Source organism: Streptomyces sp. SD15 (assembly GCF_054462255.1).
Genome location: NZ_JBTLMO010000002.1, coordinates 281888 through 299040 on the forward strand (window position 1 = coordinate 281888; position 17153 = coordinate 299040).

Genomic DNA, 17153 nt, shown 5'->3' on the forward strand with positions numbered 1-17153 from the left:
CGATGGCGATTCGGGACCGCGGCTTTCGCGTGCCGCCAGCTCAGGCGCTCCTCCGTCGGCCCAGGCGCTCCGCCGTCAGCTCAAGCGCTCCGCCGTCAGCTCAAGCGCTCCGCCCTCAGCTCAAGCGCTCTTCTGCCGGCTCAAGCGCTCTTCTGTCGGCTCAGGTGATCCCCCGGCAACTCCCCGGCCGACACCTCCAGTACCCCGCGCTCCGTGACCAACCCCGTCACCAGCCGCCCCGGCGTGACGTCGAATGCCGGATTGTGCCCCCGGGACTCCGCCGGAGCCGTCCGTACGCCCGACCACTCCAACACCTCGTCCTCGCCCCGGAGTTCGATGTGGATGTCGGTGCCCGAAGCCGTCGACAGGTCGACCGTGGTCGTTGGGGCGGCCACCAGGAACGGGATACCCGCGTCCGCACAGGCCAGCGCGACGCCCACGGTGCCGACCTTGTTGGCCGTGTCACCGTTCGCGGCGATGCGGTCGGCGCCGACGATCGCCGCGTCGACCTCGCCGCGCAGGATGGTGCCGGCGGCGGCTCCGTCGGCCTGAACGTAGTGCGGTATGCCCTCCTGGACGAGTTCCCAGGCGGTGAGCCGGGAGCCCTGGAGCAGGGGGCGCGTCTCGTCGGCGTACACGACCTCCACGAGGCCGCGCGCGTGCAGTTCGCGGATGACGCCGAGCGCGGTACCCCAGCCGGCGGTGGCGAGCGCGCCGGTGTTGCAGTGCGTCAGGATGCGCAGCGGCCGGTCGGCGTCGACGCGCTTGAGCAGCCAGTCCGCGCCGTACGCCCCCATCGCGCGGTTCGCCTCGACGTCCTCGCGCTGGACGGCCGCGGCCTCGGCGAGGACCGCGTCGAGGCCCTCGTCGAAGCGGGTCATCACCCGGTCCACGCACACCATGAGATTCACCGCGGTGGGGCGTGCCGAGCGGATGCGGGCGACCGCGGCGCGCACCTCCGAGCGGTCCCAGCCCTCCCGCTCGCCCTGGAGCAGCGCGAGCGCGACACCGTACGCCCCGGCCGCCCCGATCGCCGGAGCGCCGCGCACCACGAGCCGCTGGATCGCGTCCACCAGAGCGTCCACGTCACGGATTTCACACGTCTCGGTGCGGTGCGGAAGGACGGTCTGGTCGATGAGCGCGAGGCTGTTTCCGGTCCAGTCGACGGCGCGCAGTTCCTGGGACATAGCGGGACACTCCTGATGTTCCGAAGGTGTCCGACACCGTACATGACCTGTGAGAACCACAGTTCGAGACAGCCGCACACCTGTCCGGAAACCGGTGTTAAAGTCCAGCACCCGCAGCCCCCAGGCCGACGCGAAGGAGGACGTGTGCTGCTCACGAAACGCCGCTTCCTCGACCACGGCCGGTGCGCAAGCGACGGCTGTCGACGCTGACCCGTCCCCCTCAGCGCCCACCACTCACCCTCACGTGCTCCCGTCGGAGCGCGCCTTGCCGTATCCGGAAGGTCCCCCGATGCACCGCAGACACCGCCGTACCCTGCAGTTCGCCGCGGCCACCGCGCTCCTCGTCACCGCGGTCACCGGCTGCAACGCCGCCGCGAAGAACGACACTTCCGACAGCGCCAAGGACAGTGGCGAGTCCTTCACCCTGGTCACGCCGGACGCCGTGGGTCAGAACGAGTTCCTGAAGCTCGCGGTCGACGGGGTGAAGGCCGCGGCCACGTCGCATGACGGAACGCAGAAGGTCTACGAGTCCTCGGACACCGCCTCCATGCAGCAGAACGTGCAGGCCGCGGTGGACGCCGAGCCGGATGTCATCGTGCTGGTCGGCTTCGAGTTCGCCGACCTGGTCGCGCAGCAGGCCGAGGCGCACACCGGCCAGCAGTTCCTGATGATCGACGCGTGCACGACGAAGACGTACGAGAACGTCAGTTGCGCGGTCTTCCGCGAGCACGAGGGCGTGTTCCTCGCGGGCGCCGAGGCCGGGCTGCTCAGCGAGAGCGGCAAGGTCGGCGCGGTGGACGTCCTCGACACGCCCCAGTTCCGGCGCTACAGCGACCCGTTCGCGGCCGGCGCCAAGAAGGTCGCCGCCAAGACGGAGACCTCCACCCGTTTCGTCGGCGGCCAGTCCCCGTTCGACGACTCGGCCCGCGCCAAGGAGCAGGCGAACTCGCTCCTCGCCAAGGACTACGACCAGATCATGGCGGCGGCCGCGGCCGGCAACTACGGCGTCTTCGAGGCGGCCAAGGCCAAGGGCGCGTACGCGTACGGCGTCGACGTCAACCAGTGCGTCTCGGCGCCCGGCACGGTCGTCGACAACGTGATCAAGAAGACGGACGTCGCCGTGGAGGAGGGCATCAAGCAGGTCCTCGACGGCAAGGCGGGCACGACCGTCTCGTACGGCCTGAAGGAGGGCGGCATCAGCCTGACCGGCCTTGAGGCGGGCGTCGACACCTCCAAGTGCGTCATCGCGGACCACAAGGACGTCCTGGAGAAGGTCGAGGCGCTGCGCGACCAGATCGTGTCCGGAGAGCTGAAGGTCGATGACCCCGCAGCCGGCTGATCCTGGCGTCGCGGTCGAGCTCCGGGGAATCACCAAGCGATTCCCCGGCACGCTCGCCAACGACGCCGTCGACCTGACCGTCCGCCACGGCGAGATCCACGCCCTCATGGGCGAGAACGGCGCGGGCAAGTCCACCTTGATGTCCGTCCTGTACGGGATGGAGCGCCCCGACTCCGGCAGCGTCCGGGTGGACGGGCGCGAGGTGTCCTTCGGCGACCCCGGTGACGCCATGGCCGCCGGGCTCGGCATGGTGCACCAGAGCTTCAAGCTGTTCGACTCGCTGACGGTCGCCGAGAATGTCGTGTACGCCGCGGAACCCCGCCGCTTCGGTCTGGTCGACCGGGCGGCGGCCCGCCGCCGCGTGCGCGAACTCGCCGCGGAGCACGGTCTCGCCGTCGACCCGGACGCCCGGGTCGGCGACCTGCCGGTCGGGTTGCGGCAGCGGGTGGAGATCCTGAAGCTGCTGCACCGCGGCGCCCGTACGCTCATCCTCGACGAGCCGACCGCGGTGCTCACGCCCGCCGAGGCCGACGCCCTGTTCGCGGTGCTCAAGTCGCTGACCACGCAGGGCCGTACGGTGATCCTCGTCACGCACAAGCTGCGCGAGGTCCTCGAAGGCAGCGACAACGTGACGGTACTGCGGGACGGACGCGTCGTGACCCGGCTGCGCACCGCCGACACGACCGCCGACGAGATCGCCGCCGCGATGACGGGCCGCGCGGTCGAACTGGACCGCCTACACGCCCCGGGCACCCCCGGTGACGTGGTGCTGGACGTGACGGACCTCGACACGGACGCCGTACGGGATGTCCGGCTCACCGTCCGCGCGGGCGAGATCGTCGGCATCGCGGGCGTCGCGGGCAACGGCCAGAGCGAGCTGATCGAGGCGCTGGCCGGGCTACGGCCGGTCACGGCCGGGCGGGTCGCGCTGCGCGGCCACGACATCACGCACGCCTCGGCGACCGAACGGCGCGCGCAGGGCCTCGCGTACGTCCCCGAGGACCGGCACGCGGTCGGCACCGCGCCCGCCGCGTCCGTGGCGGACAACCTGGCGATGGGTCATCACCGTACGTCCCTCTCGGCCCGGGGGATGTTGCCACCCGCGGCCGTACGCGCCCACGCCCGGCGGCTCGTCGAGCGCTTCGGCATCAAGGCGGCCACGCCCGAGGTGCCCGCCTCCGCGCTCTCCGGCGGCAATCTGCAGAAGCTGCTGATCGGCCGTGAACTCGCCCATGAGGCACCCTTGTTGCTGGTGGAGCAGCCGACGCGCGGCGTCGACATCGGTGCGATCCAGACGATCCATGACGAGCTCGTCGCCTACCGCGACGCGGGGCACGCCGTCCTGCTCGTCTCGGCCGAACTCAGCGAGATCCGTGGGCTCGCGGACCGCGTGCTGGTGATGTACGAGGGCCGGGTCACGGCCACGTACACGAAGGACGAGGCCGACGAACAGGCGTTGGGGCTCGCGATGGCGGGCGGTTCGGCCCCCGAAGAGGCCCCGGACACGTCGGACACGTCGGACGCGTCGGTGGAGGTCGGAGACTGACATGCCCGAGACAGACATCAAGGGCCCTGCCACGGCCCGAGCAGCTGTGCTTGCCCGAACAACCGGAGCCCTCCGCTCCCCCGTCGCCTTCTCCGTCCTCGCCGGAGTCCTGATCGGCGCGCTCTTCCTGGTCGGCACGGGCGCCGATCCGGTCACCGCGTACGGCGCCGTCCTCAGCGGCTCGCTCGGCGCCGACGGCATCGGCTCGACCTTGACCACCACGACCAGCGTGCTGGGCCTCGCCCTCGCGCTGGCCATTCCCCTGCGGGCCGGGCTCATCAACCTCGGCGGGGACGGGCAGATGGTGCTCGGCGGGATGGCCGCCGTGGTCACCGGCCTGTACACACCGCTGCCCGCACCGCTCTCCGTCGCCCTCGCGCTGCTCGCGGGCATGGCGGCGGGCGCCGGGTACGCCGCCCTGGCCGCGCTGTGCGAGAACCGCTTCGGCGTACCGCTGCTGGTGAGCAGCCTGCTGCTCAGCTATCCGGCGGCGTCGCTCGCCTCCTACCTGGCCCGCTATCCGCTCAACGAGCCGGGCTCCAGCCTCCCCCAGACACGGCGACTGCCGGACGGCGTCGCGCTGCCGGCCTTCGGCTCCTCGACCGTGACGGTCGGGCTGCTGCTGGTCGCGCTCGCGGCGGCCGCGTACTGGTTCACCGACCGGCGCACGGCGATCGGGTACGAGATCCGGATGACCGGCCTCAACTCCCGTTTCGCCGCGTACGCGGGCGTCGAGCGCAAGGGGCTGACGTTGCGGCTCATGGCGACCTCGGGCGCGCTCGCCGGGCTCGTCGGTGCAATCGGCGTGCTGAGCTTTCCGTACCGCTTCGTGGACGGCGCGCTGACCGCGCCCGGCTACACCTGGACGGGGTTGACCGCCGCGCTGCTGGCGGCCGCGGCCCCGCTGGGCACGGTGCTGGCGTCGTTCTTCTTCGCCGTGCTCCAGGTCGGCGGGCTGTCCATGGAGCGCACGACCGAGGTGCCGCGCGAGCTGACGCAGGTGCTCCAGGCCATCGTCATCGTGTTCCTCGCGGCCCGACTGCGCTTTCCCCACAGGTGGTTCAGGAAGAAGGCGGCGGCCGTCTGATGTTCTTCGACTCCGATCTCCTCATGTCCGCGCTGCGCGCGCTCACTCCCATCCTGCTGGCCGCGCTCGGCGGCGCGCTGTGCGAGCGCGCGGGCGTCTTCAACATCGGCCTCGAAGGCATGATGCTGATGGGCTGCTTCACGGCCGTGACCACGAGCTGGTTCACCGGCAGCCCGTGGCTCGGCGTCCTCGCGGCCGCGCTCGCCGCCGCCGCGTACTCGCTCGTCCTCGCCGTCGGCGCCATCACCCTGCGCGGGGACGCGGTGGTTCTGGGCATCGCGATGAACCTCCTCGCTGTGGGCCTGACCAGCTTCCTGCTGCGTACGATCTTCGGCGTGCAGGGCACTTTTGACGACCCGTCACTGGCCGGACTGCCGTTGGTCGGTGGCTTCTCGCCGCTCGCCTATCTGGCCTGGGCGGCGGTCGGCGTCGCCGCGCTGCTGCTCTCGCGGCACGTGTGGGGACTGCGGCTGCGCGGGGTCGGCGAGGCACCCCGGGCCGCGGCCACGCTCGGCGTCAGCCCGGCCAAGTACCAGTACGCGGCCGTGCTCGTCTCGGGTGTGCTGTGCGGACTCGCCGGCGCCCAACTCGCCCTCGGGAACGTCACGTTGTTCTCGGAGAACATGACGGCGGGCCGTGGCTGGATCGCCGTCGTCGCCGTGATGCTCGGCCGTGCCCTGCCCCTCGGCGTCCTGCTCGCCGCGCTGCTGTTCGGCCTCGCCGAGGCAGCGGGCTTCCGGCTGCAGGGCCTCGGCCTGCCGCAGCAGGCGACCGACGCCGCGCCGTACGTCGTCACGCTCGGCGCCCTCTTCCTGACGACGGCCCGCCGCCGTCGCCGTACCCGCCCCGCTGGAGTCACCTCATGACACAGGACCTGCTGCCCATCACCCGAATACCCCGCACCGGCCTGCCGCCGTCCGCCGTGGTGGTCGGCGACCCGGCGCGCGCCGCGGCCGTCGCCGCGCTGCTCGACGGCGCCGAGGAGGTGTCGTACCACCGCGAATACCGTGTGTTCAGCGGAAGTTGGAAGGGCCTGCCGGTCACCGTCGCCTCGCACGGGGTCGGCGCGCCGGGCGCGATCCTGCTCTTCCAGGAGCTGGCAGAGGCGGGCGTCACGGCCTTCCTGCGGTTCGGTACGGCCGGCGCGATGCGCCCCGGCATCGGGGACGGCGATCTCGTCATCGCGGAGGCGGCCGTACGGGACGACGGCGTGACCCAGCAGCTGCTGCCGCCGGAGTACCCGGCTGTCTCCTCCCCCGAGGCCGTGTTCGCCCTCCAGCGCGCGGCCCGCGCGGCGGGTGCCCCGCACCACCGGGGACTGGTCTGGACCCGGGCGGCCTTCCAGCCGGGCCTGATTCCGCTCACCTCCTACGACGGCGCGGGTCTCGCGGCGATCGAGATGGAGCTGTCCGCCCTGCTGGTCACCGCCTCGCTGCGCGGCCTCGTCGCGGGCGGCGTGCTCGTGATCGACGGCGCGAACGCGGACGAGCTGGTCGACGAGGAGAGCACCGGCGGCTACGACCCGCACCGCGAGGTCGTCGCGGCGGGTGTGGAGCGCGGCGCGGTGGTGTCGCTGGAGGCGCTGCGGATTCTGGCCGAGGAGTACGCGGAGGATGTCTCGTGAGTGAGCACGCCGATCTGCTGGTGTACGGCGGGGACGTCCTCACCGTCGACGAGGCGGGCACCTTCGTACGGTCCGGCGCGGTCGCCGTCCGCGACGGCGAGATCCGGGAAGTCGGGCCCGCCGAGGAGCTGCGCGCGCGGTACGACGCCGCCGAGACCCTCGACGCGACGGGCTGTCTGGTCCTGCCCGGCCTCGTCAACACCCACACCCACCTGGCGATGACGCTGCTGCGCGGCCGCGCCGACGACGTCACGCTGCAGGGCTTCCTGGAGCGGGTGCTGCGTTGGGAGGCCGAACTGCTGTCCCCGAAGAACGTCGCCGCGGGGATGCGGGTCGCGATCGCCGAGAGCCTACGGGCGGGGGTGACCTCGGCGCTGGACATGTACTGGTACCACGAGGCGGCCGAGCGGGTCGCGCGTGAGGCGGGCTGGCGGCTGCACACGGGGCCGACCTTCATGGACGTACCGGACCCGGCGGACGGTATCGCCTACGAGGACCGGATGGCGTGGGCCCGCCGCGACCTGGCCGATCGCGTGTCGGCGCGGCCCGGCACCCGTCCCGTCCTCTTCGCCCACTCGACCTACACGCTCGCGCCCCAGCAGCTCACCGAAATCGCCGCGCTGGCACGGGAGTTCGGCGCACTGCTGCACATCCACGCCGCGGAGAACGCGACCGAGGTCGCCACCGTGGAGGTCCGCCACGGCAAGCGGCCGGTGGAACTGCTCGACTCGCTCGGACTGCTCGGCCCCGATCTGCTGCTCGCCCACGCCGTGGATCTGACGGGTCCCGAGATCGCGGCCCTGGCGCGCACCGGGACGTCGGTCGCGCACTGTCCGGTCTCCAATCTGAAGCTCGGCTGCGGCATCGCGCCGGTTCCGCGGCTGCTCAGCGCGGGCGTGACGGTGGGGCTCGGCACGGACGGCGCGGTCAGCTCCAACACGCTGGACATGCTGGGGGCGGTGCGGCAGGCGGCCCTGGTCCACAAGGCGGACGGCGACCCGACCGCGGTCGGCGCCGAACAGGCCGTCCGGATGGCCACCGTCGAGGGCGCCCGCGCGCTGGGCCTCGGCGACCACCTGGGCTCCCTGGAACCGGGCAAGCGCGCCGATCTGATCGTGCTGGACCTGAACGCGCCGCATCTGCGGCCGGTGCACGACCCGTGGTCCACGCTCGCGTATGCCGCGCACTCGGCGGACGTACGGGACACGGTCGTCGACGGCCGGATCCTGATGCGGGACCGGACGCTCACGACGCTCGACGAGGCCGCCGCCCTCGCCGAGCTGGAGGCTCTCGCCTGATCCGGCAGTGGACAGCGGGGCGCGTCAGTCCGCCGGCCCCACATAATGGGCCGATACATCGGATGTCTGGGCGGCATTCGGGGTGAACAGGGAGGTCCGCCATGGCAGTTACCGACGAGGCGATCGAGAAGATCAAGGGCATGATCGTCTCCGGCACGCTGCGGCCCGGCGACCGGCTTCCCAAGGAGAGCGAGCTCGCCGCCGACCTGGGGCTGTCGCGCAACTCCCTGCGGGAGGCGGTGCGCGCTCTCTCCCTGATCCGCATCCTGGACGTGCGGCAGGGCGACGGCACGTACGTCACCAGTCTGGACCCCCAACTCCTCCTGGAAGCGCTGAGTTTCGTCGTCGACTTCCACCGCGACGACACCGTGCTCGAATTCCTCGCGGTGCGCCGGATCCTGGAACCCGCGGCGACGGCGATGGCCGCCGCGAGCATCGGCGAACAGCAACTCGACGCACTGACCGCCCAGCTGGACGCGCTGGGCTCCGCCCCCTCGGTGGAGGAACTCGTCGCCTCTGACCTGGAGTTCCACCGCGGGATCGTGCAGAGCTCCGGGAACTCGGTGCTGTGCTCGCTGCTCGACGGCCTCTCCGGACCCACGACCCGGGCCCGCATCTGGCGCGGCCTGACCCAGGAGGACGCGGTCAGCCGCACCCTGCACGAGCACCGGGCGATCCTGTCCGCGCTGCGGGACCGGGACGCGGAGGCGGCCCGTTCGTGGGCGACCGTCCACATCGCGAGCGTGGAGCAGTGGCTGCGCAGCACCTTGTGACCGATTGACCGAGGACAGCTCGGACGACTGGGGGGTGTTTCGGGGTGGCGAACGGGGCAGTGATCCGTTCACTCCCCCGTGCAAGGGGGCTGCGGAGGCCCCCTCGGCACGCCGTAAGGTTGGGGCGTACGAGAGGGCACGTCGGAAGGAGGCGCTGGGTGATCGAGCTCGAGGGGGTTCCCGAGCTGATCGACCCGGTCATGGTGGCCGCGTTCGAGGGCTGGAACGACGCCGGCGACGCCGCCTCCACCGCGGTCGCGCACTTGGACAGGGAGTGGAAGGGCGAGGTGTTCGCGGCGCTGGACGCCGAGGACTACTACGACTTCCAGGTGAACCGCCCCACAGTGTGGATGGACGGCGGTGTCCGCAAGATCACATGGCCGACGACAAGGTTGTCAGTGGTCCGGGTCGGCGGCGAGAAGCCGCGTGACCTGGTGCTGGTCCGGGGGATCGAGCCGTCGATGCGGTGGCGCTCGTTCTGCAACGAGTTGCTCGGCTTCGCGCACGAACTGGGCGTCGAGCTGGTGGTGATCCTGGGCGCGCTGCTCGGCGACACCCCGCACACCCGTCCGGTGCCGGTCAGCGGGGTCACGTCCGATCCGGACCTGGCCCGCACCATGGACCTGGAGGAGACCAAGTACGAGGGTCCCACGGGCATCGTCGGCATCCTCCAGGAGGCGTGCACGCACGCGGGGGTACCGGCGGTGTCGCTGTGGGCGGCCGTACCGCACTATGTCTCGCAGCCACCGAACCCGAAGGCGACGCTGGCCCTCCTCAACCGCCTGGAGGACCTGATCGACCTGCGCATTCCGCTGGGCGAGCTGCCCGAGGACGCGCGGGCCTGGCAGTTGGGCGTGGACCAGCTGGCCGCCGAGGACAGCGAGGTCGCCGAGTACGTGCAGTCGCTGGAGGAGGCCCGGGACACCGCGGAGCTGCCGGAGGCGTCGGGCGAGGCGATCGCGCGCGAGTTCGAGCGGTATCTGCGGCGGCGGGACGGCAGCGGTCCGGCGACGGCCGGGGGCCACGCCACGGAGAGCGGGGACTCCGCCTCGTACCTCCGCGACGGTCCGGGCGGTCCCGGCGGCTCCAGCGGTCCCGGCGGTCGCACCCGGCCGCCTAAGTCGCAGCGGCCGGAGACCGACACCGAGACGGGCACGGCACCAGAGACCGGACAGAATACGGCGCCGGACACCGGTACGGACGCAGCGCCGGACGCCAAACCGGACACCGACGCCGAGGACGGCGGTCCCGCGGACTCCTCGGAGGACTGAGCCGCCGACGGGTGACGACTGACAACGATCGAGGGGCGGTGCGCACGACGCGCACCGCCCCTCAGTCGTCGCTGCGGCCCTGGCAGATGCTCACCCACCGAAGGGAACTGCGCGCGATGTCGTGAACAAGCGACGGCTCTGAACGAAGAGGCGCCGGGCGGTGGGACCGCGCGGCGCCCCTTGCGTACGAAGGCCCATGGAGGCCCGTGAAGGCCTACGAAGGGCCTACGTTCGGGCTACTACAGGGCAACGCCCAGCAGGGCGTCCACGGCACGCGACACGACGCCGGGGGCGCCCTCGTCCGTGCCGCCCCGCTCGTGTGCGAGCGCCGCCCAGCGGTCGACCGCGGCGAGCGCCGTCGGCGCGTCCAGGTCGTTCGCGAGGGCGTCGCGGATCTCCTGGACGAGCGCGTCGGCGGACGGGCCGTCGGGCCGCGACACGGCGGAGCGCCAGTTCTCCAGCCGCGCGAGGGCCTCTTCGAGGACGGTGTCCGTCCACTCCCAGTCGGCGCGGTAGTGGTGCGCGAGGAGCGCGAGCCGGATGGCGGCCGGGTCGACCCCGTCGCGCCGGAGCTTGGACACAAAGACGAGATTGCCCTTGGACTTCGACATCTTCTCGCCGTGCAACGCGACCATGCCGGCGTGCACATAGGCCTTGGCCATCGGGAACTCGCCGGTCAGCACCTGGGCGTGGGAGGCGCCCATCTCGTGGTGCGGGAAGGCGAGGTCGGAGCCGCCGCCCTGGACGTCGAAGCCCATCCCGAGGTGGTCGAGGGCGATGGCCACGCACTCGATGTGCCAGCCGGGCCGGCCGCGGCCCAGTGAACCGCCGTCCCAGCTCGGCTCACCGTCGCGGGCGGCCATCCAGAGCATCGGGTCGAGCGGGTTCTTCTTGCCCTGCCGGTCCGGGTCGCCGCCCCGCTCTGCGGACAGCAGGCGCATCGCGGCGGCGTCCAGGTTGGACACCTTGCCGAAGTTGGGGTCGGCCTCGACGGAGAAGTAGACATCCCCTTCGAGTTCGTACGCGGCCCCGGCGTCCCGCAGCCGCTCGACGAGCGGGACGATCCCGGGTATCGCCTCGACGGCGCCTATGTAGTGCCGCGGCGGGAGCATCCGCAGCGCGGTCATGTCCTCACGGAAGAGGGCGGTCTCCTTCTCGGCGAGTCCCACCCAGTCGACGCCGTCGCGCTCCGCCCGCTCCAGGAGCGGGTCGTCGACGTCGGTCACGTTCTGGACGTAGTGAACCTGCCGCTTGGTGTCGAGCCACACGCGCTGAACGAGGTCGAACGCGTTGTAGGTCGCCGCGTGACCCATATGGGTCGCGTCGTACGGCGTGATGCCGCAGACGTAGATACGGGCGACGGGACCGGGGTCGAGTGTGACGAGACCGCCGGTCGCGGTGTCGTGGATCCGGAGGTCGCGGCCCTCACCAGGCAGGGCGGGGACCTCAGAAGCGGGCCAGGCATGCATGTCATGAGCCTAACCGGACGGAAGTTCCGTATACGAACCGGACCAGGCCTGATGTCCGGGAAGGCGCTCTTGCGCCAGGCAACGCCGTGTGCATCCACCGGCATGGGCGCGCCCAGGGACGCGACCGCGGCTGCGGGCATGCTTGCCGGCTGCGACGTTGCTCACACCGGCGGCCAGGGAATCGCCGGCCACTCGCCGCTCGGCTCCGGATGCTTCCCCGAGGTGAGCATCGCGTCGACACGCGCGCGCGTCGCGTCGATCTCGGCTGCGGTGATGAGTTCGGCCAAGCGGGTGGCGAGCGGCGCACCCGACGCCAGGCCGTCCCGCAGGGACGTGAGCACCTCGACCGCCTCCGGTGGCAGCGACTCCCCCGCCCAGCCCCACAGCAGCGTGCGCAGCTTGTTCTCGGCGTTGAAGGTGACCCCGTGGTCGATCCCGTACAGCCGCCCCTCACCGGCGGGCAGCAGATGCCCGCCCTTGCGGTCGGCGTTGTTGATCACGGCGTCGAGCACGGCGAGCCGCCGCAGCCGGACATCGTCGGCGTGCACGAGCAGCGCCGTCTCGCCCTCGCCGACCTCGGCGAAGCCGATGGCCTTCCAGCCCTCCTCCGGCTCCTCGCGGTCCACCAGGGCGAGCAGCTCGGCTTCCGGGGAGGCCTCGATCCAGAGTTGGCACATGCCCTCGCCGTACGGCCCGTCGCGCAACACGGTGGCCGGCACGAGCCCCCATCCGGTCGCCTCGGAGACCGCGTACGCGGCGACCTCGCGCTGCGCCAGCGTGCCGTCAGGGAAGTCCCACAGCGGCCGCTCCCCGGCGATCGGCTTGTAGACGCAGAACGCGTCCCGGCCCTCGTAGGTCACGGAGCAGTACAGCACCGCGTTCGAGGCCTCGCGGATCCGTCCGCGCACCTTCAGCTCGCCCTTGGCGAGCAGCTCGGCCGTGGTCACGCTCCGCGGCGGTATCCGTTCTGGCGCGGGCATACGTGTCCTTCCGGGTCGAGCGGGAGGCTGCACAGCGGGCAGGGCGGCCGGCCCGCGTTGACCACGTCGAGGGCGCGCTTGGCGAAGGCCCGGGCCTGCGCGCCGGTGAGCCGGACGCGGAGCATCGGCGGACCGTTCTCCTCGTCCTGAAGCAACCTTTCCTCGGCCTCCGCGAGGTCCTCGTCGGAGTCGGCGTCGAGCTCCACGAGGGCCTGCGCCTCGACGATCATGCGCTGTTCGTCACCGTCCCAGGCCAGCGCCATGGTGCCGACCCGGAACTCCTCCTCGACGGGGGACTCGAGGGGTGCGGTGTCGGACACCTCCGTCGGGGCCATGGCGGGGACGGGAGCATTGCCGCCGGTCCGCCGTACGACCTCGTCGAGAAGCTCGTCCATGCGCTCGGCGAGGGCGGCGACCTGGGTCTTCTCCAGGGCGACGCTGGTCACCCGGGGGCCTGAGGAGGCCTGCAGGAAGAAGGTACGGCGCCCGGGCAACCCGACCGTACCGGCCACGAAACGGTCCGGGGGGTCGTAGAGGAACACCTGACGGGACACGTCCTGTCTCCATTGGAATCGGCATGTGGACCGGCTGACTGCGTCGGCCCGCATCGGCTGCTGACAACTTGCTGACAACTGCTGTGCTGCTTCGACCGCTTCACCCTACTGCGGCCGACGATCACGGTGCGCCCGCACCACCCCCGACCGGGGCGTCGCCGCTCGGGGGCTCCTCGCGCGGCGCCAGGGAGGCGAGGTCGCCGGTGTCCCCGAGGCGTACGAGGAAGGGGCGCAGTCGTGTGTAACGGATCGCGGTGATCGAACACGGTTCGACAGAGATCCGCTGGAAGAGGTCGAGGTGAAGTCCGAGTGCGTCCGCGACGAGGGACTTGATGATGTCGCCGTGCGAGCACATGAGGTACACGGCGTCACCGCCGTGATCGCGCTCCACGCGCGCGTTCCACTCGCGCACCGCCTCGGCGGCCCGTGTCTGCATGGCCCGCATCGACTCGCCGCCGGGGAACGCGGCCGCGGAGGGATGCGCCTGTACGACCTCCATGAGCGGCTCGTCCGTCAGCTCGGCGAGCTTGCGCCCCGACCAGTCGCCGTAGTGGGCCTCCCCGATGCGCTCGTCGGTGTGCACCCGCAGTTCGGGCCGTGCGTCGAGCAGCGGCTGCACGGTCTCCTGGCAGCGCTGCAGGGGGCTGGTGACGACCTCGGAGATCGGCAGCGCGGCGAGTCGCTCGGGCAGGGCCGCGGCCTGCTGGGCGCCGCGCTCGTCGAGGGCGACACCGGGCGTCCAGCCGGCGAGCAGCCCAGCGGTGTTGGCGGTCGAACGTCCGTGTCGTACGAGAATCAGGGTGGGCATGCGACCCAGCGTAAAGGGACGCCGCGTGGAGCAGGCCGGGCCTGTGGACAACGGCGGCCGGAGTGCGGCACGGGCCGGGCGGCGGGAGAATACTCTCCGTGATCGTCGACTGCGCCATCTACCGTCACGGGAGCCGGACGGAGGGTCCCGAGGACCTCTCCGACGCCCTGGACACGGCGCGCGCCGAGGGAGACGCGTTCGTGTGGATCGGGCTGCACGAGCCGACGGAGCAGGAGTTCGACCTCGTCACGGCGGAGTTCGGGCTGCACCCGCTCGCGGTCGAGGACGCCCTCAAGGCGCATCAGCGGCCCAAGCTGGAGGTGTACGACGACTCGCTGTTCCTGGTCCTCAAGCCGGTCTTCTACGAGCCCGACAGCGACATGGTCTCCACCGGCGAGGTCATGATCTTCATCGGCGACGCCTTCGTGGTGACCGTCCGGCACGGCCGGGGCTCGCCGCTCGCGCCCGTGCGACACCGCCTGGAGGCCGATCCCGAGAAGCTCCGTCACGGGCCGACGACGGTCCTCTACTCGATCGCCGACGCCACGGTCGACCAGTACCTGGAAGTGGCCACCGAGCTGGCGACCGACCTGGAGGTGCTGGAGGCGGAGGTCTTCTCACCGACCGTCGGGGGTACGCGGCACACCGCGTCCAGGATCTACACGTTCAAGCGGCAGATCCTGAAGTTCCGCCGGGCGACGGTCCCCCTGGCCGTTCCGTTGAGCCGGCTCTCGAACCCGGGTGGCGCCGGCGCCGGGGTACCGTTCGTGACCGCCAAGGCACAGCCCTTCTTCCGCGACGTCAATGACCATCTGACGCGCGTGAACGAGTCGGTGGAGGGCCTGGACCGCCTCGTCTCGGACATCCTCTCGGCGCATCTCGCACAGACGAGCGTGCGACAGAACGACGACATGCGGAAGATCTCCGCGTGGGCGGCCATGGCCGCGGTCCCCACGATGATCGCGGGGATCTACGGCATGAACTTCGACCACATGCCGGAGCTGCACTGGGTGTGGTCGTATCCGGCGGTGCTGCTGTTGATGGTCGCGCTGGAGATCCTGCTGTACCGGCTCTTCAAGCGGCGGGGCTGGCTGTAATCACGCCACACGCGCGCGTGACCACCGAGGCTCCCGGCCGCGGATCACGCGAACTCGGGCGCCGACGTCGCGGGCCCGCCCATCGCGTCGCGCCGCTCGGGCATCGTCAGCGAGACCATCCGGCGCCAGCCCACCGCCCGCTCGTAGGCGTAGACAAGGTGGATGCCCGCGGCGAGAGCGGCCGCCTTGGTCGTCGGCCAGCCGAGGATGCGTCCCATGTGGGCCATCACGGCGAGACTGACGTCACGGTAGATGCGGATCTCGGCGTGCGCGCACTCGCGCAGCGTCCGCTGGATGGCACGGGCGTGTCCGGCGCGCGCGAAGCGCAGCAGTTCCTCGTGGCAGTAGGCGAGGTGGTTGACCTCGTCCTGGGAGATCATCTTCACCGCGCGGCCGAGGTCGGGGTGGTCGGCGAAGTGCTTGTGCAGCAGCTCCATCTGCTCGGAGGCGCGCTGTTCGGTGACCCTGCTGTGGGCGAAATACGTGACGATGTCCTGCACGGTGAGCGGCTGGTCGCCCTTGAGCTTCTCGTGCGCGAGGCCGATGCCGTGCCGTTCCAGGAGCATCGTGTAGTCGGTGTCGGCCGGGACCTCGACGGGGCGCAGTCCACGCTTCTTCATGAGGGCGTTGAAGAGCCGCCCGTGTTTGTCCTCGTCGGCGCCGTGCCGGACGATCTTCGGCGCCAGCTCGCGCTCGCTCTGTGGGACAAGTGCGGCGATGCGCGCGTTCTCCCAGCCCCCTTGCGATTCCCCACTGGCGGCGATGGAGCAGAAGAGCCGGAACGACTCGTCGTTGTCGAGGATCTCCTGAAACAGACTCTTGGCCGAAAGCATCACTCGCACCTCTCTGCAGGGTTCAGCAGAAAACGAGTCAAATGGGATGCCAGGAGCACGGCAACCGATGTGTCGGACAAATCCGCCAAACGAACGACGACGAGGGAGGTCCAAGCGCGTAACCGAGGGGGCTTTTGCGCGTTGTTCCCCGTGACGGCCGTGGCGGGGAAGACCCCCGAGCCCCCACCACGGCCGCAGAATTCTTCCGCGAAGCGATCCGCCGCGGTTACGCCAAACCAGCACGCTCCAACGCGTCGCAACCGGCCCGGAGCGAGGCGATCCGGTCGTCCAGCGTGAAGCCCGCGGGCGCCAGCGTGAGTGTGTTGACCCCCGCCGCCGCGTACGCCTTCATGCGGTCGGCGATGCGGTCCACGGAGCCGAGCAGCGTGGTCTGGTCGATCAGCGCGTGCGGAATGGCGGCGGCCGCGCCCTCCTTGTCGCCGGACAGGTACTTGTCCTGGATCTCGGCGGCCTCCTTCTCGTATCCCATGCGCTGGGCGAGCTGGTTGTAGAAGTTCTGCTTGCGGCTGCCCATGCCGCCGACATACAGCGCGGTGTACGGCCGGAACATGTCGGCCAGCGCCGGCACGTCCTTGTCGTCGCCGAGGGCGAGCGGCAGCGTCGGGCACACGTCGAAGCCCTCCATCGTCTTGCCCGCCTTCTCGCGGCCCGCGCGCAGGTACTTGATCGCGGTGTCCTCGAGGTGGTCGGCCGAGGGGAAGATCAGCAGCGCGCCGTCGGCGATCTCGCCGGTCTGCTCCAGGTTCTTGGGGCCGATCGCGGCGACATACAGCGGGATGTGCTCACGCTCCGGGTGCACGGTCAGCTTCAGTGGCTTGCCCGGGCCGCCCGGCAGCGGCAGCGTCCAGTGCTCACCCTCGTACGAGAGGCGCTCCCGCGTCATGGCCTTCCGCACGATCGCGACGTACTCGCGGGTGCGGGCCAGCGGCTTGTCGAACTTGACGCCGTACCAACCCTCGGAGACCTGCGGCCCGGAGACACCGAGGCCGAGGCGGAAGCGGCCGCCCGACAGCGAGTCGAGGGTCGCGGCGGTCATCGCGGTCATCGCCGGCTGGCGCGCCGGGATCTGGAAGATGGCCGAGCCGACATCGATACGCTCGGTCTGGGCGGCGACCCAGGTGAGTACGGTGGCCGCGTCGGAGCCGTAGGCCTCGGCGGCCCAGCAGACGGCGTATCCCAGTCGGTCGGCCTCCTTGGCGACGGCGAGATTGTCCGCGTCCATTCCCGCGCCCCAGTAGCCGAGGTTGATCCCGAGCTGCATGGCCG

16 protein-coding genes are annotated in these 17153 nt (G+C 71.2%); 9 read left to right on the forward strand and 7 right to left on the reverse strand.

The genetic code is table 11. The features are described from left to right. Positions 1-140: 140 nt before the first annotated feature. A complete protein-coding gene (gene mtnA / locus ACX28W_RS03245) occupies positions 141-1187 on the reverse strand; it encodes an S-methyl-5-thioribose-1-phosphate isomerase (protein ID WP_458997208.1) in 1047 nt (348 codons plus the stop codon). Between the two features lie 289 nt (positions 1188-1476). Between mtnA and ACX28W_RS03250 the strand changes: the two genes are divergently transcribed. From ACX28W_RS03250 to ACX28W_RS03285, 8 genes are all read left to right on the forward strand, one after another. Then, positions 1477-2526 carry a BMP family ABC transporter substrate-binding protein gene (locus ACX28W_RS03250; RefSeq protein ID WP_458997209.1) on the forward strand — a complete coding sequence of 350 codons (1050 nt, stop codon included), beginning with the start codon at positions 1477-1479 and terminating at the stop codon, positions 2524-2526. Then, positions 2507-4072 (forward strand): ABC transporter ATP-binding protein, encoded by a 1566-nt coding sequence (locus ACX28W_RS03255; RefSeq protein ID WP_458997210.1) that lies wholly within the window; start codon positions 2507-2509, stop codon positions 4070-4072. The genes ACX28W_RS03250 and ACX28W_RS03255 overlap by 20 nt, the downstream gene beginning before the upstream one ends. Before the next feature lies 1 nt (position 4073). Next, positions 4074-5159 (forward strand): ABC transporter permease, encoded by a 1086-nt coding sequence (locus ACX28W_RS03260; protein WP_458997211.1) that lies wholly within the window; start codon positions 4074-4076, stop codon positions 5157-5159. Then, positions 5159-6025, forward strand: coding sequence for an ABC transporter permease (locus ACX28W_RS03265; protein WP_362071037.1), 867 nt, complete (start codon positions 5159-5161; stop codon positions 6023-6025). Before ACX28W_RS03260 ends, ACX28W_RS03265 begins: the two co-directional genes overlap by 1 nt. Next, a complete protein-coding gene (locus ACX28W_RS03270) occupies positions 6022-6783 on the forward strand; it encodes a nucleoside phosphorylase (protein ID WP_458997212.1) in 762 nt (253 codons plus the stop codon). Before ACX28W_RS03265 ends, ACX28W_RS03270 begins: the two co-directional genes overlap by 4 nt. Further along, entirely contained in the window at positions 6780-8081 is a 1302-nt protein-coding gene (locus tag ACX28W_RS03275) for an amidohydrolase (protein WP_458997213.1), read from the forward strand. Before ACX28W_RS03270 ends, ACX28W_RS03275 begins: the two co-directional genes overlap by 4 nt. A gap of 101 nt (positions 8082-8182) precedes the next feature. Further along, a complete protein-coding gene (locus ACX28W_RS03280) occupies positions 8183-8854 on the forward strand; it encodes a FadR/GntR family transcriptional regulator (protein ID WP_458997214.1) in 672 nt (223 codons plus the stop codon). 158 nt (positions 8855-9012) lie between these two features. Next, positions 9013-10125 (forward strand): PAC2 family protein, encoded by a 1113-nt coding sequence (locus ACX28W_RS03285; RefSeq protein ID WP_458997215.1) that lies wholly within the window; start codon positions 9013-9015, stop codon positions 10123-10125. 239 nt (positions 10126-10364) lie between these two features. On the opposite strand, the gene mshC is transcribed toward ACX28W_RS03285, so the two are convergent. The 4 genes from mshC to ACX28W_RS03305 all read right to left on the reverse strand — a co-directional run bounded on the left by mshC (position 10365) and on the right by ACX28W_RS03305 (position 13936). Beyond that, positions 10365-11594 carry a cysteine--1-D-myo-inosityl 2-amino-2-deoxy-alpha-D-glucopyranoside ligase gene (gene mshC / locus ACX28W_RS03290; protein WP_458997216.1) on the reverse strand — a complete coding sequence of 410 codons (1230 nt, stop codon included), beginning with the start codon at positions 11592-11594 and terminating at the stop codon, positions 10365-10367. A gap of 161 nt (positions 11595-11755) precedes the next feature. After that, positions 11756-12574 (reverse strand): SCO1664 family protein, encoded by an 819-nt coding sequence (locus tag ACX28W_RS03295; protein ID WP_458997217.1) that lies wholly within the window; start codon positions 12572-12574, stop codon positions 11756-11758. Then, positions 12538-13128 carry a DUF3090 domain-containing protein gene (locus ACX28W_RS03300; RefSeq protein ID WP_458997218.1) on the reverse strand — a complete coding sequence of 197 codons (591 nt, stop codon included), beginning with the start codon at positions 13126-13128 and terminating at the stop codon, positions 12538-12540. The genes ACX28W_RS03295 and ACX28W_RS03300 overlap by 37 nt, the downstream gene beginning before the upstream one ends. Before the next feature lie 121 nt (positions 13129-13249). Further along, on the reverse strand, positions 13250-13936 hold the full coding sequence (locus ACX28W_RS03305) for a histidine phosphatase family protein (RefSeq protein ID WP_458997219.1): 687 nt from the start codon (positions 13934-13936) through the stop codon (positions 13250-13252). Between the two features lie 98 nt (positions 13937-14034). Here ACX28W_RS03305 and corA point away from each other — a divergent pair, with 98 nt between their 5' ends. Next, positions 14035-15033 (forward strand): magnesium/cobalt transporter CorA, encoded by a 999-nt coding sequence (corA, locus tag ACX28W_RS03310; RefSeq protein WP_458997220.1) that lies wholly within the window; start codon positions 14035-14037, stop codon positions 15031-15033. 44 nt (positions 15034-15077) lie between these two features. Here the strand turns inward: corA and ACX28W_RS03315 are convergent, their stop codons facing one another. Continuing rightward, positions 15078-15866 (reverse strand): ferritin-like domain-containing protein, encoded by a 789-nt coding sequence (locus ACX28W_RS03315; RefSeq protein ID WP_458997221.1) that lies wholly within the window; start codon positions 15864-15866, stop codon positions 15078-15080. Between the two features lie 226 nt (positions 15867-16092). Then, the gene (locus ACX28W_RS03320) at positions 16093-17148 is read right to left on the reverse strand and encodes an LLM class F420-dependent oxidoreductase (protein ID WP_458997222.1); all 1056 of its coding nucleotides are present in this window, start codon (positions 17146-17148) and stop codon (positions 16093-16095) included. Positions 17149-17153 lie beyond the last annotated feature (5 nt).

What these genes read in the sequence shown, in the direction of transcription:
- ACX28W_RS03305 (WP_458997219.1), bottom strand. Translation starts at nt 13,936, where the DNA reads ATGCCCACCCTGATTCTCGTACGACACGGACGTTCGACCGCCAACACC.
- ACX28W_RS03255 (WP_458997210.1), top strand. Translation starts at nt 2,507, where the DNA reads ATGACCCCGCAGCCGGCTGATCCTGGCGTCGCGGTCGAGCTCCGGGGA.
- ACX28W_RS03295 (WP_458997217.1), bottom strand. Translation starts at nt 12,574, where the DNA reads ATGCCCGCGCCAGAACGGATACCGCCGCGGAGCGTGACCACGGCCGAG.
- ACX28W_RS03270 (WP_458997212.1), top strand. Translation starts at nt 6,022, where the DNA reads ATGACACAGGACCTGCTGCCCATCACCCGAATACCCCGCACCGGCCTG.
- ACX28W_RS03265 (WP_362071037.1), top strand. Translation starts at nt 5,159, where the DNA reads ATGTTCTTCGACTCCGATCTCCTCATGTCCGCGCTGCGCGCGCTCACT.
- ACX28W_RS03315 (WP_458997221.1), bottom strand. Translation starts at nt 15,866, where the DNA reads ATGCTTTCGGCCAAGAGTCTGTTTCAGGAGATCCTCGACAACGACGAG.
- mshC (WP_458997216.1), bottom strand. Translation starts at nt 11,594, where the DNA reads ATGCATGCCTGGCCCGCTTCTGAGGTCCCCGCCCTGCCTGGTGAGGGC.
- mtnA (WP_458997208.1), bottom strand. Translation starts at nt 1,187, where the DNA reads ATGTCCCAGGAACTGCGCGCCGTCGACTGGACCGGAAACAGCCTCGCG.
- ACX28W_RS03320 (WP_458997222.1), bottom strand. Translation starts at nt 17,148, where the DNA reads ATGCAGCTCGGGATCAACCTCGGCTACTGGGGCGCGGGAATGGACGCG.
- ACX28W_RS03280 (WP_458997214.1), top strand. Translation starts at nt 8,183, where the DNA reads ATGGCAGTTACCGACGAGGCGATCGAGAAGATCAAGGGCATGATCGTC.
- ACX28W_RS03260 (WP_458997211.1), top strand. Translation starts at nt 4,074, where the DNA reads ATGCCCGAGACAGACATCAAGGGCCCTGCCACGGCCCGAGCAGCTGTG.
- ACX28W_RS03250 (WP_458997209.1), top strand. Translation starts at nt 1,477, where the DNA reads ATGCACCGCAGACACCGCCGTACCCTGCAGTTCGCCGCGGCCACCGCG.